Source organism: Microbulbifer regidiadema (SeqCode) (assembly GCF_052466995.1).
Genome location: NZ_CP174297.1, coordinates 1,296,888 through 1,322,367 on the forward strand (window position 1 = coordinate 1,296,888; position 25,480 = coordinate 1,322,367).

Annotated in this window: 22 protein-coding genes; 6 read left to right on the forward strand and 16 right to left on the reverse strand. The window is 46.8% G+C overall.

Annotated features, from left to right (window positions below):
• Window positions 1-28: 28 nt before the first annotated feature.
• The 15 genes from ACJJIK_RS05440 to ACJJIK_RS05510 form a co-directional block, all read right to left on the reverse strand.
• Window positions 29-1,258 carry an ABC transporter permease gene (locus tag ACJJIK_RS05440; protein ID WP_444930804.1) on the reverse strand — a complete coding sequence of 410 codons (1,230 nt, stop codon included), beginning with the start codon at window positions 1,256-1,258 and terminating at the stop codon, window positions 29-31.
• Window positions 1,259-1,260: 2 nt separating this feature from the next.
• Window positions 1,261-1,983: a hypothetical protein gene (locus ACJJIK_RS05445; RefSeq protein ID WP_444930803.1), complete on the reverse strand. Its 723-nt coding sequence runs from the start codon at window positions 1,981-1,983 to the stop codon at window positions 1,261-1,263.
• Entirely contained in the window at window positions 1,980-2,684 is a 705-nt protein-coding gene (locus ACJJIK_RS05450) for an ABC transporter ATP-binding protein (RefSeq protein ID WP_444930802.1), read from the reverse strand. The genes ACJJIK_RS05445 and ACJJIK_RS05450 overlap by 4 nt, the downstream gene beginning before the upstream one ends.
• The gene (locus tag ACJJIK_RS05455) at window positions 2,684-3,418 is read right to left on the reverse strand and encodes a hypothetical protein (RefSeq protein ID WP_444944442.1); all 735 of its coding nucleotides are present in this window, start codon (window positions 3,416-3,418) and stop codon (window positions 2,684-2,686) included. The genes ACJJIK_RS05450 and ACJJIK_RS05455 overlap by 1 nt, the downstream gene beginning before the upstream one ends.
• A 19-nt stretch (window positions 3,419-3,437) precedes the next feature.
• The gene (locus ACJJIK_RS05460) at window positions 3,438-3,692 is read right to left on the reverse strand and encodes an acyl carrier protein (RefSeq protein ID WP_444930800.1); all 255 of its coding nucleotides are present in this window, start codon (window positions 3,690-3,692) and stop codon (window positions 3,438-3,440) included.
• A 2-nt stretch (window positions 3,693-3,694) separates the two neighbouring features.
• Window positions 3,695-4,825 carry a hypothetical protein gene (locus tag ACJJIK_RS05465; protein ID WP_444944443.1) on the reverse strand — a complete coding sequence of 377 codons (1,131 nt, stop codon included), beginning with the start codon at window positions 4,823-4,825 and terminating at the stop codon, window positions 3,695-3,697.
• A complete protein-coding gene (locus ACJJIK_RS05470) occupies window positions 4,822-5,736 on the reverse strand; it encodes an alpha/beta hydrolase (RefSeq protein ID WP_444930798.1) in 915 nt (304 codons plus the stop codon). Before ACJJIK_RS05470 ends, ACJJIK_RS05465 begins: the two co-directional genes overlap by 4 nt.
• Window positions 5,733-7,700, reverse strand: a complete 1,968-nt coding sequence (locus ACJJIK_RS05475; RefSeq protein WP_444930797.1) for an NAD(P)/FAD-dependent oxidoreductase — start codon at window positions 7,698-7,700, stop codon at window positions 5,733-5,735. The genes ACJJIK_RS05470 and ACJJIK_RS05475 overlap by 4 nt, the downstream gene beginning before the upstream one ends.
• On the reverse strand, window positions 7,697-9,559 hold the full coding sequence (locus tag ACJJIK_RS05480) for an acyl-CoA dehydrogenase (RefSeq protein WP_444930796.1): 1,863 nt from the start codon (window positions 9,557-9,559) through the stop codon (window positions 7,697-7,699). The genes ACJJIK_RS05475 and ACJJIK_RS05480 overlap by 4 nt, the downstream gene beginning before the upstream one ends.
• Window positions 9,552-10,571 (reverse strand): hypothetical protein, encoded by a 1,020-nt coding sequence (locus ACJJIK_RS05485; protein WP_444930795.1) that lies wholly within the window; start codon window positions 10,569-10,571, stop codon window positions 9,552-9,554. Before ACJJIK_RS05485 ends, ACJJIK_RS05480 begins: the two co-directional genes overlap by 8 nt.
• A 2-nt stretch (window positions 10,572-10,573) precedes the next feature.
• The gene (locus ACJJIK_RS05490; RefSeq protein ID WP_444930794.1) at window positions 10,574-11,101 is read right to left on the reverse strand and encodes a hypothetical protein; all 528 of its coding nucleotides are present in this window, start codon (window positions 11,099-11,101) and stop codon (window positions 10,574-10,576) included.
• Window positions 11,101-11,934 carry a hypothetical protein gene (locus tag ACJJIK_RS05495; protein WP_444930793.1) on the reverse strand — a complete coding sequence of 278 codons (834 nt, stop codon included), beginning with the start codon at window positions 11,932-11,934 and terminating at the stop codon, window positions 11,101-11,103. Before ACJJIK_RS05495 ends, ACJJIK_RS05490 begins: the two co-directional genes overlap by 1 nt.
• Complete coding sequence (locus ACJJIK_RS05500; RefSeq protein WP_444930792.1) at window positions 11,931-12,971, reverse strand: hypothetical protein; 1,041 nt, start codon at window positions 12,969-12,971, stop codon at window positions 11,931-11,933. The genes ACJJIK_RS05495 and ACJJIK_RS05500 overlap by 4 nt, the downstream gene beginning before the upstream one ends.
• A 3-nt stretch (window positions 12,972-12,974) precedes the next feature.
• Complete coding sequence (locus ACJJIK_RS05505) at window positions 12,975-14,123, reverse strand: PLP-dependent decarboxylase (RefSeq protein WP_444930791.1); 1,149 nt, start codon at window positions 14,121-14,123, stop codon at window positions 12,975-12,977.
• Window positions 14,124-14,217: 94 nt separating this feature from the next.
• Window positions 14,218-15,693: a class I adenylate-forming enzyme family protein gene (locus ACJJIK_RS05510; protein WP_444930790.1), complete on the reverse strand. Its 1,476-nt coding sequence runs from the start codon at window positions 15,691-15,693 to the stop codon at window positions 14,218-14,220.
• A gap of 803 nt (window positions 15,694-16,496) precedes the next feature.
• Here ACJJIK_RS05510 and ACJJIK_RS05515 point away from each other — a divergent pair.
• Window positions 16,497-18,032, forward strand: a complete 1,536-nt coding sequence (locus ACJJIK_RS05515) for a DUF1254 domain-containing protein (RefSeq protein WP_444930789.1) — start codon at window positions 16,497-16,499, stop codon at window positions 18,030-18,032.
• 29 nt (window positions 18,033-18,061) lie between these two features.
• Here ACJJIK_RS05515 and ACJJIK_RS05520 read toward each other — a convergent pair whose 3' ends face one another.
• The gene (locus ACJJIK_RS05520) at window positions 18,062-19,099 is read right to left on the reverse strand and encodes a helix-turn-helix domain-containing protein (RefSeq protein WP_444930788.1); all 1,038 of its coding nucleotides are present in this window, start codon (window positions 19,097-19,099) and stop codon (window positions 18,062-18,064) included.
• 116 nt (window positions 19,100-19,215) lie between these two features.
• On the opposite strand from ACJJIK_RS05520, the gene ACJJIK_RS05525 reads away from it, so the two are divergent.
• From ACJJIK_RS05525 to ACJJIK_RS05545, 5 genes are all read left to right on the forward strand, one after another.
• Window positions 19,216-20,736, forward strand: coding sequence for a flavin-containing monooxygenase (locus tag ACJJIK_RS05525; RefSeq protein ID WP_444930787.1), 1,521 nt, complete (start codon window positions 19,216-19,218; stop codon window positions 20,734-20,736).
• A gap of 707 nt (window positions 20,737-21,443) precedes the next feature.
• On the forward strand, window positions 21,444-22,184 hold the full coding sequence (locus tag ACJJIK_RS05530) for a hypothetical protein (RefSeq protein WP_444930786.1): 741 nt from the start codon (window positions 21,444-21,446) through the stop codon (window positions 22,182-22,184).
• 289 nt (window positions 22,185-22,473) lie between these two features.
• Window positions 22,474-22,755 (forward strand): hypothetical protein, encoded by a 282-nt coding sequence (locus ACJJIK_RS05535; protein WP_444930785.1) that lies wholly within the window; start codon window positions 22,474-22,476, stop codon window positions 22,753-22,755.
• Between the two features lie 421 nt (window positions 22,756-23,176).
• Window positions 23,177-24,124, forward strand: coding sequence for an alpha/beta fold hydrolase (locus tag ACJJIK_RS05540; protein WP_444930784.1), 948 nt, complete (start codon window positions 23,177-23,179; stop codon window positions 24,122-24,124).
• 85 nt (window positions 24,125-24,209) lie between these two features.
• Window positions 24,210-24,551 carry a DUF6717 family protein gene (locus tag ACJJIK_RS05545; protein WP_444930783.1) on the forward strand — a complete coding sequence of 114 codons (342 nt, stop codon included), beginning with the start codon at window positions 24,210-24,212 and terminating at the stop codon, window positions 24,549-24,551.
• Window positions 24,552-25,480: the final 929 nt, after the last annotated feature.

Genomic DNA, 25,480 nt, shown 5'->3' on the forward strand with positions numbered 1-25,480 from the left:
GTTCCAACCTAAGTTCCATAACGCAAAATCAAGTAAACCTAAGCGCTTTCACCACCGGCAGCCGCGACGCTTTTATGGCAGGGTAAAGGCTGGAGACCAGTGAAATACAAAAGCCCAACAGGAATGTCTTCAGCAGAATAGCCGGTACCACAAATACGCGGATAGGGTAATCCTGAGTGCTACCCGGTGGTCGCGGCATCATCCACTCGGCATAGGTAATTCCCTTGGCTGCCAGGGCACCAATCAGCAATCCCAGCAGACTTCCGATCAAACCGAGAAGAAGTGATTCCAACAAAATCAGGTTTACAACCTGGCGGGGAGTCCCGCCCATAGCCCGAATAGTGCCCAGCTCGCGGGTGCGCTCCATTACGGCCATCAACATAGTATTGGAAATACTCAACGCGACGATAACCAGCACAATGACAGTAATAAAACCAAAAACTCCGTTAAACAGGCCGACTACCTGATGGTAGTAACCGGCCAGTTCTTCCCAGCTTTTTATTTCCAAATCCAGGTTATTCTGGGCAAATACATCGGTCAGAGTCGCAATTGAGCTAGATGTGAGTGCGGTCTCCTCTAATAAAACCACTAACCGGGTAATATCCGAGGTGTAGAGCAGCTCTTGGGCCAGAGGTAAATTCACCCTGAGCAGGCGATCATCCAGTTCCTTAACCCCGGTTGTGATTACCCCCATGACCTGTACATCTACGGCATTGATAGCCCCATCCTGGGTGCTGGCCAACAGGGTCAAGTAATCCCCAACCTGAACATTCAACGCATTGAACAGGCCTTCGCCAAGATGGGCAGCGGAAATATCCTCAGGAAACAGGTCATCCCCCTGAACAATCTGAATTGCGGAGGAAAGCATCACCTCTTTCTCAGCATCGATACCAATACCGGTAATGGCGATCGATTGCTTGCCATCGCTGAGCAGGCCATTGAAATTAAGGCGGGGCGCCACCACCAGTGTATCCGTCTCACTTTCTACCACACGGGAAATTTTCTTCAGATCCCGGTCAGCAATAAGGTATTTTTCCGGTTCCGCCTTGCCAAACTGGTTATAACCCCTGGCATAGATTTGTATATGGCCGAGCTGCGAACGAATCATACTCTCCCGCATCCCCTCGTACATCGACTGAACAAAACCGCCAAAAATAATCAAGCTGGTACAACCGAAAACGATCGCTGCCAAGGTAATCAGACTGCGGCGCCCGTTACGCATAATGTTCAGCAGTGCAACTTTCCACCCCAACCCCATGGCTAAATACTCCCCAGCGCCTGCTTGGCTTTAACGGACCATTCGGTATCCGACTCCGCCGCCACCTTCTCCCAGAGAAGCCTGGCCTTATCGGCTTGTTTATTGCGGTTGTAGGCCTGGGCCAGGTAGAACTCAACGAAACCGAGAAATTCTTTGCCGAACTGGCTGCCAACCTGCTCCCTTACCAGGGCCAAATCTTCGACAGCGTAGCGAGCTCTTTTAAGGAAGGCCGGCATATTGGCACAGTTGATCCCCCGCTGGAGGCGGGCGCCGAGATTGAACGGAGCTTGCTTAACCGCTCGATCCATTATGCGATTGCCCCGCCGGGAGAACAGCGATAGTTTTGCCAGTCGATCCAGATAGAAGCTGGATTTAAATGAAGTTGTCGACCCCAGTGCGGCATTGAGTTCAGGATCATCCGGTAGACTTTCTTGCAGCGACTGCATCAGGGTTTCCAACTCCTCGACCGCCTTCAACTCCGTATCTTCCATCGAAGTCAGACGTGCGAGCTGGGCCAGGTAGGCTTGCTTTTTCTGCTCGCTGCTCATTGCCTCATTAACGGCAGAAAACAGCGCTTCCCTCTCACTATTGGTAAACGGAATCGGCGTTGGGTAAATGTACTCTTCCGCCAGGGCCGCAGCAGAAATTAATAGCAGGACTGAGAAAACCGATAGCACTCTGGCTAACGGGCCCCGGACCAACAGGTTTTTTACCACTGTCTTCATGCAATAGCCTCCTGAATAAGGGCTTGAGCCGTGCCTGTGTCTTCTACCAGGTGGCCATCCCGTACGGTGATTACCCGGGATGCCAAGCTGGTTACATAGTCGTCATGGGTGGCCACGATAAAAGTGACACCCTGCTCCCGGTTGAGCTGCTGCATAAGGCTCATAATGCTCTCCGATGTACGCGAGTCCAGATTGGCTGTGGGTTCGTCAGCGAGTACCAGATCCGGTTTACTGACAATTGCCCGGGCAATCGCCACCCGCTGCATCTGCCCCCCGGAAAGCTGGGTGGGACGCTGATTAACCAGCTTGGCCAGTCCCACTGCCTCCAGCGCTGCCAGCGCTAGTTGCCTGGCGTTGGCGGCACCGCGCAATGTCAGGGGATACATAACGTTCTCTAGTGCTGTCAGCACCGGAATCAGGTTGAAAGACTGAAAGACAATACCAATATGCCGCCCCCGGAACAGGGAGCGCTGATGCTCCCCCAAACTGCCAAGATTGACACCGTCAATATGAACAGACCCGGAATCACACTGATCCAATGCCGATAGCAGATTCAGCAATGTGCTCTTACCGCTACCACTGGGCCCTTTCACTGCGAGAAATTCACCCCGATCAATAGCGAGGTCTATATCTAGCAGTGCATCGACCCAGAGATCACCCAAGCGATAACGCTTGGAAACACGCTTAAGCTCAACCAACATCAATTTTTACCCAAGGTCACGGCCATCTGACTCAACTGCTCACAAGAGGCCTGCATTGTGACGGGACAGGGAGCCATAGCCATGGCTTTTTGGTAATAGCCCATTGCTACGGCCAAATCCTCTCCCTTCTCACCCGCTTTAACCCAATAGGCATTGGCTAAAGACAAGTACACAATTTGTTCTATGGCGGTGGGGAGGCTATCCGGCTCCGAATCTATCAGCTCCATAAACCAAGCTTCATCTTCGAATACCCGCTCAAAATGGCCACTGACTTCCCCCACATAAGAAAAAGTAATCAGGCGTATCAGGCGTACATTGAAATCTGCACCGGCATTGAGACCCGCTTGATCCACCTCGTTCATGGCATGGCGCAAGCGGTAGAGCTTGTAAAGCCCCATGGCGGGATCGAACATCGCACCTGCGCGCTTACCCTCATTGGAGTAGTAGGCCGCACGTATCAGCATATCGTCTGGCTGTTGTTGATGCACGGCGGCAAGCAAGTGTGCCGCTTTCTCAAGCTCGTTGTGGTAGCTAAATAGCTGTCCAAGCTCCAGCATTAAATCGGGATCAGTTCTATTTTTCGCAATCTCCTCGCGGAGAAATTCTACCTGCTCCCTCTCATCCTCTGAATAGGCAACTTTAGCAAACTCAATGGGAGCAGCACCTGAAAACCAGGCAATAATATTGCCAATAAAAAAACTACTGATAAGAATAGTAAGTACTTTTTTAAACATTGACCGCCCCCAAAGTACGTTAAACTTCTACTGAGTTTTCAAGTAATTGACCATCCATCTCGCTCAAAGTGGTGTGCTCATCGAAAACGAGGTTTTCGGGGCTCATCACTCCGGGGTACAGCTGCTCACAAATCAAGATCACCTCAACAATATTCAGGGAATCAACCCCGAGCTCTGCAATGGGTGTATCTGCATCGACAGCATCAACATTCAGCATAAGAGCTATTTGTTCACAAAGCTCTTGTACCTTGCTCTCTACAACTGCTGTAGACATATTTACTCTCCAGTAAAATTTCCTGTTTTTAGGTGGTTAAATCGCAGCAAGTAGTCCAACGTTAAGGTAAAGACACAGACATGCTGCTCGCTCTCTGAGTATTTCCGCTGCCGTTTTATAGCAGCGGCACTGATCATGGGTGGAATATAGAACCAGACTTTAGCAAGCCATGGGTTCCCATAAAAAAACACCCGCTGAAAAGATTCATAAATATTGCAGATAGGCTTATCGTCAATGGAAAACACAGGCGCTGTAACCCCCTCGTCGCCGGCACCATCAACGATTTCTACAACTTTCCCGGCATTCATCGCCAATATATTGAGTAAAAACTGGACAAAGGGCAGATAAAACTCTTGATAGATATACGCTTCTCTATCCAGGCTTGATCCTGAGCCCTGCCATATCTGATCCAGCTCACCTTGAACCCGGGCGGCATACTTTTGCAGGTCGAGACCTTCTACTACCCTACTCTTATGAGCTGTATTGAAAATTTTTGCCCGTTTATCCTGGTAGCCAACGGTTAAAGGCAAGTTCTGCCTACCCACTTTAAGATTCGATTCTTCTATTTCCGCTAAACGATTAGCGATGTGGGCATAAAAGGTGGAGTCAACCGGCGAAAAAAGCTTCGAGGTTACCTTGGGTAAACTATTGAACAGTTTATCCGTAGTTTGCTCTGGCGTTATCAGTGCGGCATTCAACTTGCCGGCTGGATGGCCGCCAGCGGAGAGCCAAACAAGCTCTTTGCCTGACACAATAATATCATCCCCGGGAAAGAGCATTTTCACTTCCTGTAGAAGGCTCTTTCTCTCTATAGAAAAGCCAAAATACTCGATTTCTATCAAGTAATGGCAATCTATTGTATCGGCACCAATATGGGGGAAAAATGCTAAGTCCTGCCCAACAAATAAGCTTTCGCCCTTCAGGCAGTAATAAAGGGGAAACTGAAAACTGTTGCCAACCTGTAAATGAAAGTGACTTTCATCAGTCCTTTTAATCGAGCCCAGTGATATCCCGTCTTCACTCAGCACGCTCTTCCAAGCGGCATCTCCCAAAAATGAGTTCAGTGAAATTTCTGCACCAACGGGTAATCGCTGCACCTTCTTCAAAGGCGCTTTATTGCTGCTTGATTTCATACTACAACCCCCTCCGGCTGCCGCATCAATGTTGCCAACCAGCTGGAAATAGGTTTTGCCGAAGCTGAAATAGCCGACATATGGGTAGCTCTGGGCAATTCAGTGAGCCCCGCTTGAATATTCGGGGACAGATACCAGTTCAATACCGTATACAGAACCTGTGTATCCAGTACTTCATCCTTCTCCCCGACAAAAAAATGACAGGGCACCGTTAAGCTGGCAAAGAGTTCGGAGTAACGATCCACGTTATAGGCACTGAGCAGGTTAAACGTACAATCCAATACTCGTCCCTGATTCCCAGCAGCGGACCCCACCGGTGGAAAACTCAATACCGACAGTTTTCTCAATGGGGGAAACAGCAGTGCCAGCCAATATTTCAGTATCTTGATTTTAGGTAGGTTCTGGTCCCCGGCAGACGCCCTGGGGCGCGTATAGTGACGCCGCCTTGAGTAGCGAATGTAATACTCAAAACCAGACACGGGAATATCATATTTCCTGGTTTCCTCGGACTGAGTCAGTGGCGGCGCAATGGCAAAAAAACCGGCGATATCTTCACTGCTATAGAGATGCAGATACTTAAGTGCAACCAGCGACCCGGCACTATGCCCTCCCAGCACGAAAGCCTTTGCACCCCTCTTTTTCAGCTGCTTTATCAGATCGGCAAGATCATCCTGTAATTGATCGGAGTAATCGAGGTCACCCGGAACACCTTCGCTCTTGCCGTGGCCGCGCCAATCTGGTAAACAGACACTAATGCCACTGCGGTGTACCATCCGCCCAAACATTAGATACCACTGACTACTAAACGTACTCCCGTGTAAACAGATAAGTACCAAATCAGATTCATCCGATGGCAACCAGCGAAATGAGAGCTTTTTGCCATCCCGTGCTTGAAAGAACTCCTGGTTCACACAGCCTCCGAATCCACAAGTGCAGAGTCTATTTCCTCAGTCTGCATAGCTTCCCGCTGGTCTACCACCGATTCCATGATGCTATCCGGCTGACTGCGGGCAAAGGCGAGAAATACAGGAACCATACTGGGGATTGCGATATATTCCTGTGTCTGCATCCAAATTGATTTCGCTTTTTTATTAATCTGCGTGAGCTCTTCTTCGGAGTAACTAGCGGAAAAATCCACGATCTCAAGCATATCCGTATGAAAAGAGGCTTCCGATACAACAACACTCACTGGATGATCTATCTCTTCATTCACTAAGTCTGTCAGTTTGGAAGAGGTTTTCTCAAGCAACCAACTGAGGTCATCCCCATTCATATTTGGCCGTTGCAGTAAATCGGCAAAAGTAATCGCCTGCTGAACAACCATGCGATTTGCCAGTTTGGGGAGGTCGAGTCGCGCCTGCACAACACTCAAGAAAATCTCAGTCCAGAGTTTAACCCGCAAGTCAATGCGCCAACCATCTCGGCCCTGGGTTCCCATCAGGTACACAAAATACTTGTAGTGATCGGCACCCGATTCAAAGAACCCCTCATCATTTCTACGGAAATATCGATTCTGGGCCTTGAGCTCTTTTGCGGTCTCAATCAATAGGCGCTGCAAAATTAACTCTAAGGCCATATATCCACGACGCAGGTAGCTCTTGCGCAGCCAATACTCCTGGTCCAGATAATTCCCGGACATATAATCCCAGGCGCTCTCAAGAAAATAGGCTGCGGTATTGTAAGCCAGCAGTGAGGAGCACAATTCCGCAGAATCAATCACCGGGTACACATTCGCCACGTGGGCATAGAGCCCCTGGTAAAACTCTTTGACGACCTGATTGGCGATAGGTAATTGGTCCGCAAGGCGCTGTTGCGCTTGCTTGCGATCACTATCTGCAATATCGGCAATAATATATTTACAAATATGATCATTGAACAGTGCGATCATATCCCCACCGCCACTAAACAGTGGGTCAAGAAACATGGAGGAAAATCCAGAGGTCGCCCAGCGGTCGGCAAAGATAAACTCATCAGCCCTGTAGGCGAGCTGCCCCCAGGCCTCAAAATCCACAAGTTCAGCGCCATCTAACAGCTCTGAAATTGCTCTGTAGGCCATTAAAAACTCGAGAAAATCCTGTTGTTTTGTTGGCGGCTTATCAAATTTACTATTCTCACCAACAATCCCCACACTGGTATAACCACCACTTAACGGGATAAACCAAACCCAGTAGCCATCCCCAGAAAAATGATTGGTGGAAAGGAAGCGTCCAAACGCCTTCTTGCGCCAACTCTCATCTCCCATGGAGTCAATATCCCGGATGTTCTTGAATCGCCCCCAGGCAGAGAAGTGCTTCGGCACATTCTCTATGCGCGTGAGCTTCTTATGCTTTTTGGCAATGCGGTTTCGGCCACTGCAATCTACCAGCCAGCGGGTATTGACAAGGGTACTGGCACCGCTGTCAATAAGCTCGACAGAGTGAAGCTCATCCCCGGGTAGTATGCTAAGATTTTTCGCTTTTATACCCTGAACAACCTGTATGCCATTGTCCCGATTCATATCGACAAGGTCACACTCCAATCGCGCCCGGTCAATTTGAAAAGCGGGATGGGGCGGAATACTGGTGGTTCCATGCTCACTCATCTCAGTCAATGACAGTGTGTGCTCTGGATTGTCATAGAAAAAGCGAAGACCATTTTTCGGCAGGTGATTTCGATATAGGTAATTCACCAAACCCAGTTGCTTGATAAAGTAATGGCCAGTCATCTCCACTGTCGCTTCGCCGACTTTGGCCTTGAACTCGGTATTCGCCTCAACAACCAGGATGGTTAAATCATCTTTATTGAGCTTAAGCTGGCGGGCCAGTGTCAGACCGGCCCAGCCACCACCAATAATCACAACATCGTAATCGGACTGTAGCTGATCAAGCTTACTCATGAAACAGTCTCCATGTTTGACAACAATGAATTCCAAGCAGAAGCGTCCATTTCACAGAAGGAGTCATTATCCTGAAGAATGTCTAGAACAAGCTTGGTGCGGGGTAACTCGTTGCGAATAAAAAATTGGGCACTGGTGACTTTTGAGCGATAAAATGCTTTATCGGTCTCTTCTAATTCCTGACTCAACTTATCGGATGCAGCGCACGCAGCCTCCAGCAGCAGCCAAGCCAGAGTGATATCACCGAGCATATGCAGCATGCGCGTACTATAGGCCGGGATCTTAAACATCTCTTTGTTTTTTACCCAGCTATGCACCAACTTCAGCGCCGTTTCGAAATGCGTAAAAGAATCCTGTAAGCGCTCGAACTCGGCCTTAAACTGCGGGTAGTCCCCGGCCCGATTGAAGAAACTCTCTATTTCCGCCTGATAAAATTGGAATAACTTGCTGGAATTACCCAACCCCAACTTATCCCTGATCAAGTCCTGACTCTGGATATAGTTAGTTCCCTCCCAGATTGCCAGGACTTTAATGTCTCGCGCGTACTGTTCGATACCCAGATCTTGAAGATACCCCTGTCCACCACAGGTTTGGATGGCGAGCTCACAGATACGCCAAGCCTGATCACTGATATAGGCTTTAACTACCGGAGTTAACAGGTTCATTAAGCCCTGATAGTGGGCAATACGATCCTTTTTGTTGTCCTGCCCCTGGTAGATCTTCACCAAACTTTCTGACAGGGTCAGCTTAGCAATCAGCGCTCGACAGCCCTCCACCTTGGATTTCATTTCAAGCAGCATCCGCTGAACATCCGTGTGTTCAACGATATTGACCCGGCTTGCCGTAGAGCTAAAGCTCTCGTGAAATTTTTTGCCCTGTAGGCGCTTGGTCGCATAGGAAAGCGCATTGTAGTAGGCCGAAGAGGCCATACCCAGGGCGTAGACACCGGTGCTAATACGGGCTTGATTCATCAGGGTGAGGAACTGCAATAAACCTACATTCTCGCGATCCCCCAGTAAGTACGCCCTACACGGACCATTGTCACCAAAGCGTAGGTGAGTGTTTGCACACCCCTTAAAGCCCATTTTTTCCGCTAGGGAAACACATTCAATGTTATTAAACTCACCGAGACTGCCATCTTCTTCAACCCAGTACTTAGGCACTATAAAGCAGGATAAACCGTAGGTGCCCGACCCGCTTTTCTCTCCGCGCCCCATAACGAAGTAAACAGTATTTTCGGTTAGATCGTGCATACCGGCACTGATCAAATATTTTTCACCGGTTAACAGGTAAGTGCCATCCTCCTGGCGAACGGCACTGGTCTCGACAAGAGATACATCACTTCCCGCCTGGGGTTCGGTTAAACAAAGACAAGAGGTCCATTCCGAGGTGGCTAATTTATCCCTAAATAGGGATTTCTGCACATCGCTGCCGTATTTCTCCACCAGAGTGGAGGATGGCAGACAAAACCCACCATATGTCATAAAGCTTGGGTTTGCTCCCATAAACATTTCCAGGAGCATCTGCATTACCAAGGGGGGGATAGTGGTATTTTCCCCGTTTTGAAATGAGGAGATATCTCCCCAGTCACGCTTAAACTGCTGCCACATCTGCGGGAATGCGCTCGGAAGCTTTACTTCTCCGCCCTCTAAACGGCAACCCTCTCGATCTGAAGCCTGATACCCCGGGCCGAGAACTTCATAGGAGAACTTTTTTGCCCTAAGTAAAATTTCATCGAGAACCTCTGGCGAACACCCGCTAAACATTGGATCATTAAACAGGACTTTCGCTTCATGGAACTGCGCTTCAATAAGAAATTTAAACTCTCTTATGTCCGTTTTATAAATATTATTATCCATGCTTTGCTCCTTGATACTTCAACAGTGTGCGCCAACTACTTGCATTTAGTGCCCAATCAAATATCTGATTGTGTCTCCCCCGGTAAATCCGCTTTGGATACCTTAAGGCCTCGCGAATGAGTAGTAGGTGATCCTGCTCGACAGTCTCACCCATATGCTGGGCCGCATTAAAATCGATATAGGCATCTTCCAACACCAGCGTTTCAACATTAATCAACCTGGAAAGAAGCCCTTGAAATTTTGCCGAGGGGACATCTATTTTTAGACAACCGACCCTGCCACCACCTCCCAACGTAAGCAGCCATAGATCAGTCATTTTTTGCTCAACGTAGTAGCGAATCAGTTCGGCTAGAGGTTTAATACTCAGATAGTGCCAGCCATCTTCTTCAATACTGGGTAGCCAGGTAGATCTTTCCGTATCCGCGAAGCCTTTAAGCAAGCCCTTGGCCCATCTAGAGCGAATATCAAAAGAAACCACCTGCGTATCGCAGTTTGAGTTGGTAGCAATGATCTGCTTAATACTCTTTATCAGCTCTGGCCCGCCACTTAACGACGGCGCCTGTGAGAGGATGTCACAACTGGATATTTGGCAGAGGTGAGAGTCACAATACTCGCGACACACCCAGGTAGCAGATACTCCCACAAGAACATTAAGACCATCCTGATCGGGCCCGACACCAATCCCCAGGGAGTCCAGGCACTCTTGCTGCCTCTCTTTCCCCAGCTCAAGATTCAAAATCAAAGCGTCGCGCTCACTACACTTGGAGTAACTCAACACTGCCGCATGAAAGCTGGTACAAGCACTGCCAACAAAGCAGATCTTATGTCCATCGTCTTCAAGGTCTGCTATAAACTCAACAACCCGCTTATCCTGTAGAACATTCGCCTCCCCAGCAGAGACCACATAGATAAGCTCAGGCAAAAGATCAAACTTATCCAGGTGACACCTTAAGGCTTGGAGCAACTGATCGACCGCTCCATCACTTTCAACCCATAGGCTTTTGATAAACATCTCTATGCTGTCCCGTCTATGGTGTTTCTTGTTATATCACCGAAACCGCACTGGATAAGTAGCTTGGAAAGCTCCTCAATGAAAAAATTCTGACAATCACTCCTCATTGCCAGCCTGATTTTTAGCTGGTTGGTTCCCGCTTCAAAGGGGTGACGGACCAAGCTATCTTCGATTGCGATATAGGGCTTTCCCTCGCTAACCAATATTGCTTCTTCTCCGATGAGATCATGAAGCATTAGGACTGTATCCTTTAATAGTGCAGCTGGCATCCGCCCTCCGGCGGGCATCTGCATTCTGACCAGGACTATATCGATATCTAAATCCACAGATTCAAGGTGCTGTAGAATATCCAGTAGTAACTGGTAGTGCTCCGCATGATTAAGCAAAACGGGACTGGTATTAACCGGAAGATTAGATAAAGCGAGAAAGTCTCGCTCATTCCGCAATGGCAGCATTTGTGCTACACAGGGCTTCAATGAATCGGGATACGGATTGCGCTCAAGAGTGGCTGACAGTTCAAGAGTATTCATCACACCGCCTCCATAAGACAAAACTGGCTTTGCTGATCGACTGTAACCTCTACAGTGCAGTAATAACCATTAAGTGCGATTGAACAGGCCAGAAACTTCTCTGGTTCCTGAAATCCCTTTTCCACTCCCTGGCAGATAATGTTTAGCCAGGGGTCACTGCCAAAACAATGCCCCCAGCGATCGTGTAAGTCTGGCAATTTGACATTGGCCGCCAGTAATTTTGTGAAAATTTGCCGAATATTCTCCGGAAAGAAAGGCAAAGATAGGGTCAAGTCATTTCGCCCCATAACCATTTTGCGGATGACTGTGGCAAATTCCGGGGTTGTATTGTAAGTCAGCGTACAGGATGCATTAAGCTCTACATTGCCAGCATCTCTCACTTCGAACAACAATGTGCAGAGACCAAAACCACTATCTCCCCAGTTATCATTCTCTCGCCAAAAACTCAAATCCAGAACATTGGCATCGAGGATACTCACAAGTAAATAGCGAGCTTTAGGGCTTTGCTTTAAATAGTGCCGCAAGCTATAACCCCAAGAGGCGCACTCATAGGTATTAATAAAGCTGGTAATCGGTGCCCTTGCATCATCTCCATAATTGAAGTCCTGCTCACTAACCGCCGCAGAACTCAAAGGGAGTTCAATCATAGTTGAACATAAAAAGTGGCGATCTATTTGTGTATCTTTTACTTCCGGTGCGGCATCCAAAACACTATCGGTCTGCCTGCGGATAACCTTGGCAATATCAGCAAAGGCCGTAGACACATCACCACTGGTTAAAAATGTGATTCCTTCAATAGGAGTAAAAGCCGCAGAGCGCAGATACAAACTCATACCCGCAGCCCCTTAAATTTGCTGTATATCTCAAAGAAACAGCGATATGAACTGCCTTCCATTTTTGTAAATGCCAATAGATCGCGCTGGCGGTTCAGGGATTTGATTTTTCCTGACAAAACCAAATTCAATAAAATCTCATTACTGGTAAATTTTGTTGCCAGAACACGGTTTACACTGTGCATAGAGAAAGTAGTTGCAGCCACTTGCTCGTTACACAAGTGGATAAGGTATTCTATATGGGCCTGATCATCACTGCTCAACTGAGCTTCTTTGCAGTCGTGCAACCACAACACAAAGTGCATCAGTGATTTGACAAAGCGCGGGCGAACCAGTGTTAAAAATCGGTTTACACTGCCCAAGCCCCCTTTGCTTAGCAGCATATCCTTGGTAATTGGCACTTTACCTTTACAATTACCCAACTGTAATGCGCCATTTAAAAACGGCTCTCCCGCAGCACTCTGCCGCAGTTGGCCACAGAGTTCTGGCGGCAACATCACGGTCAGGGGGAAGGGCCTTCCCGGCTGCTTGGTAACCACCATGGCGAAACCTAGCTGCTGTGCCTCGATACCGTGGATCTTGTCGACGTTCAGGAACATCTCACCATCGGCTTCAACCAGCTCAGTTTTCCACCCCATAAGACTTGGACCGCCTGGATCTGTCATCAGGAAGTGGCCAAAGATCCCCTGCTCTACCCACTTATTGACTTGAGCCAGCTGATCTTCTGTGGCAGTTAGACTCAGCATAATTGAGCCAAACAAGCCGATCATATTGTGAAAGTGGTTATCCAAACCTTCATCACGTACAGAGTCAATTATCTGATCGATAACAAAAGTCTGCTCAAATTGTTCCAATGGCTGCTGCACCGAGGCCTCTCTAAGCGGTGCGAGTTCCGCCAGGGAGTCTTCAATAATCATTGAAGCATCGAATAGCCGAGTACAAGAGTTTTCTAGCAGTGATTTTAGCGTGCTGGGCACTGGCGAAATACTGGACAATTGGTTAACAATAAAGCTACCTAGCACCGATTGCATTTCCATGATTTACTCCACCAGATAAGAAGTTGGGGCCGGCAATTTAAGGAAGGGGGCAACGGTATAACTCGCATTGTAGGCACCGCAACCATCAAATAGGGCTAAATCCCCTACTTGAAGATCAATATTATTGACCTCTCCAATCACATCCTCCTTATTACACGAAGTACCCACAAGAAGGACTTTCTGGCCATCCCCACTCTCGTCGAGAGGGATAGCATTGCGCAATATCAGTGGTTGCTGGAATCGTTTAAAGGTACTTTCAGTTTTAGCCAATAGAAAGTTTTGCGCCATTCCGCCATCGCATACGGCATACTTATCACCATCAATGCTCTTTATATAGCGAACTTCAGTTACAAAATAACCCGCCGACCCCATAATTGCCCGGCCACTTTCGTGAACAATGCTGATATGCGCAGGAAATTCAGACATCAAATTTCTGTATTGCTCAAAATCAAAGCCCTGTTCCCGCCAATTGGGGTCAAATCCGCCACCTAAATTAACCAGTGACAGGGGGTATCCCAATTGTTCCTCAAACTCACCAACGACCTGTAAGGCTACTCTGGCAGTATCAAAAGCACCTTTAGTAAAGGAGTACGACCCCCTGAACAAGTGAAAGCCTGAAACCGGGATGTCATGCTTCTTGCAAAACGCCAAAGCTTCTAGGCACCCCTCCCAATCCAAACCGAAATGATCTTTCCTCAGCCCCTTTAATTGGCTATCAAAGTGAGCCAAGATCGTAGGGTTAAGCCGCAAAACAACAGGATTGACCGCACGCCTCGCCTTAACTTCCTCAATAAGCGGCAATTGGCTTAAGTTATCGATAATTAAATGACACTTACTGGCAATAGCCGCACGAATAAAACTTTTATCGGCCGATGGGTTATTGATAAACCGAGGGCTCTCTCCCTTAGGCAGTAGGTTTAATTCACCAATAGAGGCTATTTCAATACCGTCCGCAAAGATATGTCCACAACGGAGAATTAAATCAAGACAGCTATTGGCTTTCAGAGAGTATATCAGCCCCGTACCCAGCGCTTCCTTGAGATCCCTATAATTATCCTGAACAGCCTTAACGGAATAGATATAACACGGTGTAGATAACTGTTTCGATTTTTCACCCAACTGTCGAATCAGCGCATCTGACAGAGCACTCATAACTCCCCCAAGAGTCAAACATAGAGTTTTTTATTTTTAATAGATTAAATGTCTTATATTTCAGACAGCATCTCGTTTAAGCAAACCCAATCCACTAGGGGTGAACTTGTAAAGCTTGCTCAATATGCTTTCTATCGACCTTGCTATTCGCTGTTAGCTGAATACTATCAACGAACTTAATATCTCTCGGCATATAGTCAGCATCTATATTCGCCTTCAGCCAAGTACGAAATTGCTGCTGATTATCAGCTGTATTGTCATGTAGCTGCACTACGCAGGTAGCCACCTCATTTTCCAACTTATCTTTGGTGCCAACGACTGCATTGAGATGCACTAATGGACACAAGTCGATATGGTTTTCCAGCTCCTTTGGAAATAGGCAAAACCCGCCCTGTTTGATCAGGTCTTTTGAGCGCCCTTTAAAATAGAAGAATCCATCTTTATCACGGTTAAACAGGTCTCCCGTCGCCAGCCAGTTATCATCCCGGTATTGACCGGGGACCATTTCTGCGCCGCCTTGAGCTGCTTGATTAAAGTAGCCCTGCATCACTGCCGCACCCCTGACATAGAGCTCGCCCACTTCAGAAGCCTCAGCCTCTCTAAGCTTTGTGGCGTCTGAAGCAGGGACAAAGATACGAGCATCCAAGCCCGGGATCGGTTTTCCAACCGAGCCCATTTTTTCCTCCCAAAGCTCAGGCTCCAAGTACAGAGCTCGCTTGCATTCAGTCAAGCCGTACATGGAAAAAACATTGAGATCTGGGCAATACTCCTTCCAGGAGCGAATCATATACTCAGACAGGTGTCCGCCAGTATTGGTAATACTGCGCAAATCACTCAGGTTCGGCTTAACCAAGTTCACTAATTTCACCAGAGCCGCGCCCATTGCCGGTACAATTGGCAGAACAGATATACGCTGATCTGCAATCGCTTTTAGGGCCTGAATGGGATTAAACGGCTTGTCGTAGAGAATGGTGGTGCAATTAGCATATAGCGCAAATAGAACCTGGTAGAGACCATAGTCAAACGATAGGGGTGATAAACACAAAACTCTGTCTTGTACTTGTAGATCTAGATATTGACAAATTGATGCCAGGGAAACTAAGACATTTTGGTGGGTAAGCATAATTCCTTTCGGCTTACCCGTACTTCCAGAAGTATAAATAATCAGCGCCAGGTCAATCCCCGTAACCACTGGTGCCGTAGATATCTCAAATTGCCTCTGTTCCGCTTGAAAACTCTGTAAAAGTTCAACATTCCCAGCACGCCATAGTGCTTTGGCATTGCAATCGCGAGCGATCATTTCAATGGTGGAGGGTCCCAAATCCCCTTTTACAGGAACGACCACTAACCCCAACTGCCACGCGGCCAACATGATGGCAACCGCTTCTATTTCAGACTGGGTACAAACAACAATTCGATCACCTGCACGGAAACCAATTTCGCCACCACTAAGGGACAGCAAGGCATCCCTACAGTGAGTCGAGGTCAAAACTTCACCACTCAAACTTTCCAGGCGGCCTTGCCAACGATTTGCTACAACTCTTTCGAATAAGTCAGCAAGAGAAAACATTTTTAATCCATTTATTATTCTAAATTTTTCAATCTATCCCGGACAGAACGAAAAAAAACCATTCATATCGGCTACATGGGACGATCATTTTATAAAACGGATGACCCAATAATGACAAGCTTTTTTTGAAAATGCTCACGCCACACTGCCAACCTACTGAAAAAATATTCCACAAAAGCCAACTTCGATAGAAATTTCTCAACCTGTCTAAACATTACAAACATGACAAGCGTTAAATAATTAAAAAGATACACAAGCAGCCAATCAAACCTTCAACAAAAAACAAAAAGAGATCAAACAACAACTATCCCGCTAAAACAGCAACAACTGTCATATTTTCTTGGCGTGAAAATGATTTTATTGCAGCACTAAAAAAGGGAAGCCGCAGCCGCAAAGCCTATTTTTCAGGCCGCTATACCTACAAAAAATAAACACCCCAAATTTATTCACTTACCCCTAAAGCGAGGTTATAGAACGGGACAGAAAGCCTTTTCTCCAGCGAGAGGGTCACTTCCGGTGAGAGCCAGGTAAATATTTAGATTTACTAATGCAATAAATTTGAAAGTTGGGAACAGCTCCTACATAAGTGATCACTGCCCCCCAGACTAGCCAACTGGGCAAAATATCAACAAATCCTGCTTTAGCACACAAACCAGAGACTCCCAAGGCAAAGCAAAGAAACTGAAGTGAGTAGCAACTATGTCAGCTTATTTCCAATATAAAAATTGGCACGATATAACGCTAAGGGAGGAGGCAATACCACACACTTATCTATAACCAGCATCTTTTGTATCGGGGTCGCTATGTTGATTCGCTTGCTTCAATACGTATTTGGGCCGGCAAGCATCCTATTGCTTCTCATTTACACCCAGCCTATTTGCGCCGAGGTAAGTCCAGAAACCCTGAAATCTATCAGTACGCCAAATAAGGTTGAAAGCAGTCTCGGTGTTCTTGAGTTCCGCGATGGCGCCCCCTCCCCCCAAACCGCTGAGAAGCTGTATGACTATTTGGACCAAATGCGCGGAGTAGATAGCTTTCTCAAGGGAATTCAAGGCGCATCGGTACACGCGCTAATGAAAGGGGGCAGAGAACTTGGCGCCAAATCGGCCAATGAGGTTCTTATTTTCGATCGGCGGATCGACTCCGAACCTCTTCTTCTCACCGGCAGCACTTCAACAATTTATACCCTCGCATTTTTAGACTTAAAGCGGGATGGGCCAACCGTACTTCACTCACCGCCGGGGGTTATGGGCGCATTTAATGACGCCTGGTTCCGCTTTGTAGAGGGGATTGGTCCCTCGGGGCCGGATAAAGGACAGGGCGGGAAGTTCTTGGTACTGCCACCGGACTACAAGGGCAATATTCCATTTGGTCACTTCCCCCTCCACCCTCGCTCCTATCGCTTATGGGTGTTTATGCGCTCACCGGCCAACCAGCCGCTACAGGAGGCGGTGCAAAATATCAAGGATAACTTGAGAATCTACCCGCTCTCGCAACAGGGTAATGCTCCAAGAATGGTCTTTATCAGCGCTTCCGGGAAGGCATTCAACACTATCCACCCCAATGACTATAAATTCTATCAACACCTCAACGAGGTTATTCAGTACGAGTGGATTGGTATGCTCAATCCGGAAACGCGAGGCCTCTTCGCCTCTATAGGTATAGAGAAAGGAAAAGCCTTCAGTCCCGACAAAAGAATGACCAAAATTCTGACAGACGCAGTAGCGATCGGTAATGGTATTGCCCGCTCGATTGTCTGGTACCCACGGACAGACAAATCCCTTTCCGATATAAAAATCTACCCGGGCACAGATAGTGCCTGGGTGATGGCCTTTCCCGGTAAGAATATTTTCTTTAATGGCCCGGACGGCAAAACCATCAATAACGACGCAAGAGTCAGCTACTTTTACCCCTACTCCGGGGTCAGTCCCGCCATGGCGGCTATCGAGCCCGGCAAGGGGTCCGATTACGCCATTGCCTTTGTCGATGAGAATAAAGAGCCTTTTGACGGCGCAAAAAAATACAAGCTGCACCTGCCCCCCGAGGTGCCGGTCAATGCCTTTTGGGCCGTCAATATCTATGACAGCCAAACCCGCTCCCTGCTAAAGACCAGCCAGCCCTTCCCCGCAGTAAGCAGTCAATCAAAGGGGATTCAGCAAAATTCAGACGGCTCCTATGACATCTATTTCGGCCCCAAGGCTCCCAAGGGCTTCGAGAAGAATTGGCTGGAGACCCTCCCGCAGAAAGGCTTCTTTGTGATCCTGAGGTTGTATGGCCCCCTCAGCCCCTGGCTGGAAAAAACCTGGCGCCCCGGGGAAGTAAAGCCCACCGAATACTGAGGGAGCCTATCGGGCAGGATGACCGACCTTTACTGTGATCCCGAGCGCGCCCCGGATATAGCGCCGGTTAGACGCCTGCGATAATTTCTAGGGGTATCGGCAAACCAGCGGCGGCAGGCACGCTGGAATGTACTCTGCTCAGAGTACCCCAACAGGCCTGTAATCTGCCCTAAAGCCAAACTGGCATCAGACAAGTATCGAGTCGCGAGCTCCCTCCGCACAGCATCCAGCAACTCCTCAAACCTCAACCCCTCCGCAGCGAGACGACGCTGCAATGTCCTCGGGTGAAGCCTCAGAGACTCAGCCACTACACCCAGTTGTGATCGACCACTAGGCAATATTTCACTGAGCAGCTGCCGGATCTCTATAGCAAGGGCAACAGGCAGTGTCGCGCTCTCCTGCTCCAAGTGGTGAGCGGCCAGTCGCTCAACTACTGGATCGGCCGAAGGTAGTGACATATCCAGCAACCCAGCAGAGAAATCTATCGCGCAGTAACCCGAGCTAAACAGGACCTCACAGCCAAAGTAATTGCAGTAGTCTTCCCCCGCCATTTGCGGGCCATGGGGCAACAATACCTTCTGTGGACAACACTCAGACTCCACCAACATCCGTATCATTGTCAGTGTATTCCCCAAGACTTGCTCCTGAATCTGGCGGTAACGACCAAGCGCCGGGTCCAGCCAATCAAAGGCTATACGCAAAACCTTTCCAGCGCCAAGTGGCTGGAGATGCAAGCTCAGAGATGAACTGTGCAGAGAGAGAAAGCGCCTAACTGAGAGCAGCGCTTGTCGGGGAGTAGCAGCATTGCATGCCACAACCCCTATCCCACCCAGGCGATCTACCCCCTGCTGTAAAGCGAGGCGCAGCCCCAAGTCAGGACAACACAATCGAGCGGCGGAAATTTCCAGCAAGCGCGCAACGTCGACAAATGATAGAAAGCGACTATCTGCTGGGCCGATATCACAAGGCATACCGAATTCAGCCAGGTAAACCTCCCCTCTACCCCCAAGCTGCTCCAAGAGTTCACAGTAGCCAGACAGAATACTGGCCCGCACAAAGCTACTCACAACTTCCTCCCCATCCCTGCGGCGTGGAAAGACAATGATTTGTCGCAATCTAACAATAATTTATTGGCACATCTACCCAGTCTATAGAGCATGAAACCAGGCGAGGGAAAGGCATTGTGAAATCGACTCATTTCGATGTATTGATTATCGGCGCGGGACTATCTGGAGTGGGCATGGCCTGTCATTTAAATCGCGAATGCCCTGGGCGCAGCTTTGCCATTATTGAGCGCCGAGCACAGATGGGGGGCACCTGGGACCTATTTAAATACCCCGGCATTCGATCCGATTCGGATATGTACAGTTTCGGCTATGATTTCCGCCCCTGGTCTGGAGAAAAGATACTCGCAGACGGCCCAGCCATCCAAAAGTATATTGAGACCACTGCGGAGCAATTCGACGTTAAAAAGCGGATTCACTTTGGAGTCAATTTAACTGCGGCGAATTGGTGCAACCGCGAGCGCATATGGATACTGAAAGGCCATAAAACCGTATCCGGCACCCCACTGCGATACAGCTGCAACTTTTTGATTGCCTGCACTGGATACTACGATCACAAAGAGGGCTACTTACCCCAATACCCCGGCGTGGAGCGCTATCGAGGGGAATTGATACATCCTCAGCACTGGCCAGAAAAACTGGACTATTGCGATAAGCGCATTGCTGTGATCGGCAGCGGAGCTACCGCAATCACTCTAGTCCCCTCCCTCGCCACCACTGCCCAACATGTCACCATGTTGCAACGCTCTCCAAGTTATATCATTTCGATTCCATCAATCGACAAGATTTCACGCGCACTATCAAAATTACTCCCAGAGTCCTGGGTTCACAGACTCGGTCGCTGGCGCAATATCAAGCTGCAACGCTGGATATTTAAAGCCGCCAAGCGCTGGCCTAATTTTATTAGAAAATTACTATTGAAAGATGTGAAAAAAAGTCTCCCGGACAATTTTGACCTTAGTCACTTTGAACCCAGTTACAAACCCTGGGATCAACGCCTGTGCGCAGTTCCCGATGGAGACCTATTCTCTTCAATCTGCTCTGGAAAAGTCTCTGTTGTCACCGATGAAATACAAACCTTCACCCAACAAGGTATCCAGCTTAAGTCCGGGCAGCAATTAGATGCGGACATTATCATCAGTGCCACCGGCCTAAAATTACAAGTACTGGGTGGTATCAAGCTCTTTATTGATGGTAACCCCATAGCGGTCAACGAAAAACTCACCTACAAGGCCATACTTATGGAGGGAGTACCGAACATCTCATGGGTGTTCGGCTACACCAATGCCCCCTGGACACTCAAAGCGGACATTAGCGCCCGTTACATTTGCAGGCTGCTCAAACATATGGACACGCACAGCTACCAGGTGTGTACCGCCGTAGATAGTGAGGGCTGTGCCGAACAAGACTCCGTGATGAGCAGCCTCAATTCCGGCTATGTAAAGCGAGCTAATGGAGAGCTTCCCCGACAGGGAACACGCTACCCATGGCGCCTGTTAAATAACTATGAGGAAGACTGCAAGATCCTCCTTGACTCAGCCATTGAAGACGAATTTTTAACCTTTACCCCCAGCAATAAGAGCGATCTGACTTCTGGGGAAGTTGGCAGCGAAGTCACCGCAGCAGAAAGTGGCGTTTAATATTTTCACAAACAGTAAAATATCAAGGATACCGGCCTGCCTGCATTTCACCCGGCAGGCAGGCCGGTAAACTGAATATAAAGCCTTCCTACTTCGCAGCACTATACTGCCAACTTGAGAGCTACCTCAACATCCCACTGAGCAAACCCACCATTCAGGTACGAGAGTACTCTCTTCATATAGGCTAACAAGGACGTTTCTATCCGATGAATAGACTAGAGCGAATGTAGTGGGGTTACTTTCTTTGCGGTACGCTTAAATACGACAGTGTAGTGACACACTAAATTTTGGGGAATTGGGCTATTTCTCTTTATAAGGCTTTGAATAGGATTAAAAATGTGTGTATAACATATCGCCCTACAGCGGACTCCCTACGTATTACTTCCGCATCCATTTATAGCGACATCCGTTGGTTTGGGAAAATTAAGGAGTGGAGTTAGTTTGGAAGACAGGATAATCAGATCATTAGTGGGGCTTGTTTGTGGTGATGCAGCAGGTAATACCTTTGAGTTTACTTCGAATCGAAAACTTGACAAGACTCCAAAAATAGAACCACCCTTCCTACTCCCAGCAGGTCAGCAATTCAATTATAAAGCCCCATTACTTTACACTACATAAGTTGGCAAAAAATAGACAACACTTTAATCAAGCTGATGCCTAGTAGCGCAGCCCATTAGGCTACCATATAAACTTAGGAGATTAAGAAAATGTGCATTTTTACTGGTGAAGTTGAGTCGGTAGAAAACACGAGAATATTCTCTCGACAAGACGGTTCACGACAGCTGATTATTTATGATATGTACCTCTCCGCAAAAGATGAAACTGCGATGGTATTACCTATTCCAGTCTCTAATTTTACAAGTGGCGCCCCCGTAGAGTTTATCGATCTTTCCAGTTATTCGAATATTTTCGATGACATTGAGAGTTTATTTCTCCAATGGCCGGCAGTATACCTTCAGGACTGTTTAAGCGCAGACAGCCCAATAGAGGTACATGAAGTAGGAGCCTATGAAGCCTCTTTCGTACCAACCCCCAATGATTTTAGGCGTTTAGATTCCAGATTCAGCTTAAGTGATACTTTTTTTGAGCAAGCGCCAGAATATTCAAATTATGGGTTTGTAGTTTTCAAACTAAAAGCTGGGAAAGCAAAGGTACACCCCATGGCTTTTTGGTTTAGGAAAGATGATGATGGGCAATTATTTTTCCCAACAAAACATATGCACAAAGGAATTGTAAATAAAAATGATACATACCACCATACACTGTATGCACAAGGGAATTTTGAAAACAATCAAGGCCTGACATCGGTTAATCTTGAGGAGAAAGTGAACAACCTCAACAATATTGAAAAAAGATCACTAGGATTAGTATCCAATAAGGAAAACATTCATAAAAAATCAATATACGGCGAACATGAAAACAAAGATATCTGGATATCAATCAAGTAATGTATAGAAAAAAGTCAATCGGGCCCTGCTAAGCGGAGCCCTCTTCGCCCGCTATTGTAGCCCAGCATTCCTATGAATCATTAGACTACTACAGCTGCCGAGAAAGTTTCAGTGAGTACACCGCTAACTTTATCATAAAGCTCAAGAAATTTCAGACTTCAACCAGTCTAGCTGAGTAAATTTTACACACTCAAAAGGAGGCTGGACTATTTATCTATGCGGGACTTTGAATAGGATTCAAAGGCGTGTATAAAGCACAGAACAAACACTATATGGATAAAATAATTAGATGAACGATAAATTTAATAAGTTACGCAAGAAGCAGATTATAGGGAGTATTATCTTTACTCCTGCTCTCATTGGTATTTTTGCTTCACTTGAAGCAATGGAAGGTGGAGTCGAGACCTTTGGCGGCTTACCTATAGTATTCTGGATGGCCGGATGCTCCTTAGCTGTGGCCCTGTATTTAATTTTTTCTAAATTTAATTGGCGATGCCCAGGGTGTGAAAACTATCTAGGCAAAGGCTTAAGTCCTAAGTTTTGCAAGAGCTGCGGTTTTGAATTGAGCTGATCCACATAACAAACTGCAGCATGACCGCCATCAAAAAATCAGACCGAGCAGTCGACACCATATTTCGGCTACCAATGCACTAAACATCAAGCATAAATTCACTCTAGATCAAAGGTCTTCATATTTTCTCAATGGCGCTTTCTACTCAGACAACACTAAGCTATCACCATGCAAAGCATCTACTTGAGGAGAGATATTTTGAGCTTAGCTGTGTCTACCTTGGTTAAGTTTGACCTTCTAGGCTTGGCGACAATAGAGCGGTCATAAACAAAGTAAATAGCCCCGACAAAGTCAAGACCCCTCTTGAGCTAGAACTTCTAGCAAAACATGACTAAAGACAATAAACTCAATCACAGAAGTAAGATTTTCTCTTAAATCGACCTTATACCACATAAAATAAAAATATTCAGGGAGCTTACAAATGAAAAGGAAAGGTGTAGCGATACTTTTAGGGGTGTTAGCGATTACCCTATTGACATATGTGATAACTCCAACCTCAACGTTATTTAAATTCATGATTAGTGCAGAACGCAGTATCGCCGGACTTGAATTGAAGCAACTTGAAGTGGGAGACCTTCATATTGAGTATCTACATGGCGGAAGTGGGACACCATTAGTTTTACTTCATGGGTTTGGTGCTGATAAAGATAACTGGAATAGAGTCGCCGGGCATTTAAGTAAAAATTTCGAAATTATTGCAATTGACCTGCCAGGTTTTGGAAACAGCACGAGCAATATTGAACTTGATTATGATGTGTTTTCACAAGTAGCCAGAGTTGACAAGATATTAAAAGCACTCAAAATCGAAAAAGTTGACTTAGTGGGTAGTTCAATGGGAGGTTACATTGCGGGAAACTATGCAGCACAATTTCCGGAGAAAGTCGACAATTTGTGGCTAATCAGTCCCTTTGGCGTTGCAGGGACCGAAAGAAGTGAAATGTTTTCTTCCATTATAAACGGCCAGCACCCTGTAGTTTTACCTCGAACAGAGTCAGAATTTCTCCAACTGTTTGATTTCTTGTTTGTTGAGCCGCCTTTTGTACCTAAGCCAATTATACAGCATTTGGCGTCAAAGGCCGAAGCCAGAGTTGCGCTAAACACCAAAATCTTCGGGCAAATACATAGAATGAAAAATGGAGTTCCACAGCCAGACTCACCGCTTGAACAAACATTGAGCGCTTATAAAGGCTCAGTCCTTGTCACATGGGGTAACAAAGACAGAGTTTTGCATGTTTCAGGGGCCAATACCCTTAAGCAAGCTATTTCACATGCGGAAGTTGATCTGATGAATAACATTGGTCATTTACCAATGATAGAAAGCCCTAAAAAAACTGCTGAAGCCTTTCTATCTTTTTCAGCAGCGCCATAGCTCATCCCGCTGCTACACCGCTCCACTGGACACACCTAGCAGCGCAGCATTTATTTTAATGTTAAACTCCTCAAGGTAAATTTAAATGAATTCAATAATGATAATCCATCCGTATAAGGTAGAGGGAATATGGGTATTTGATGACCCCAATGTAGGTCTAGTGCGAGAGCCATTTATAGACGATGCTAATGGCCTGATTGACATCATGACAAAGGAAATCTCCGATGCAGAGAATGGGTTTAATTTGCTATTTTCTGGCGCCAAGTTCCCAGGCTACCAATTAGAGCTCACATGGGATCGAGAGGAATTTGGCGGCAATTGGTATTATTCCAAAGCCCTGGACAAAGAGGCCTGGCTTTGCCCTGCATTATTCAAATACTTTGACGAGACACCCCAAGAGCTATACGGGCAATTTAAGTCAAAATAAACACAGGAGGATGACTACTTAAGGAAAATATAAAATAGCATTTATTTTTGGGAGAACTTCCTGCACCGCGCTTCTCTCACCTGTGCAACCCATACTAAATTTTTAAACACGCAAGGAAGCGTAATGTTTAATAACTCAAGCGCAAACATCTTTACAGACTTCATATTATTTATATTGATCTGTGCTTGCTGACGGACTGCCTGAGCGCTCTAACCTTGAATTAGTTAAGCTCAATATAATTCAAAGATAGACTTGAGGCCCTGTTCACTTTCAACTCATAGAGAAATTTCAGGCGGTGGTTTAATGGCTTATACCGCCAGCCATTCTGACCCTCTTTTCCAATAAATTATTAACTCGAGAAGACAACATGTAAAAAATAAAAGCACCTAACATAAAAACAGTCACTTCAATATCATTTCCTTCAGGTGCTTTAGGCGTTAATTCCAAGTGAAAAATCAAGTACTACAATAGCTCTTGCCCAGCAGATCCTGAGGGGGGCGAAACGACTCACCTAACAGCGATCACTACACTTAACTTCCACATTGGCTTTCAGAGAATCTGCTTATTTCAGTCACACACAAATCCTACTGACTCTATCAGGCGCTCCGTAAAAAATAATAACCTCTTTGAGCCTTGAGGACGGAATTTAAAAGTACGAAAGTACTAAAAGTCACCCATCAGTACTATCGACTTTATTTGTGATCATCTTAACAGTCGATATAGAGCCCGATATGATAGTGATTACTCATCATTGTATAAGCTAAAAGCTCTAGGGAACCTCCAAATAGCCTTAAAGACTCGCTTTTTGGAACTTTCAGGGGCGCTACAAAATTATTCAGAAACGTTCTAGTATAAAGATGCCAACCATTTTTTGTACCCCAGTCTCAATCTACTGGTACCGGCGCTTATAACTCCCCAAAAGTCAAAGA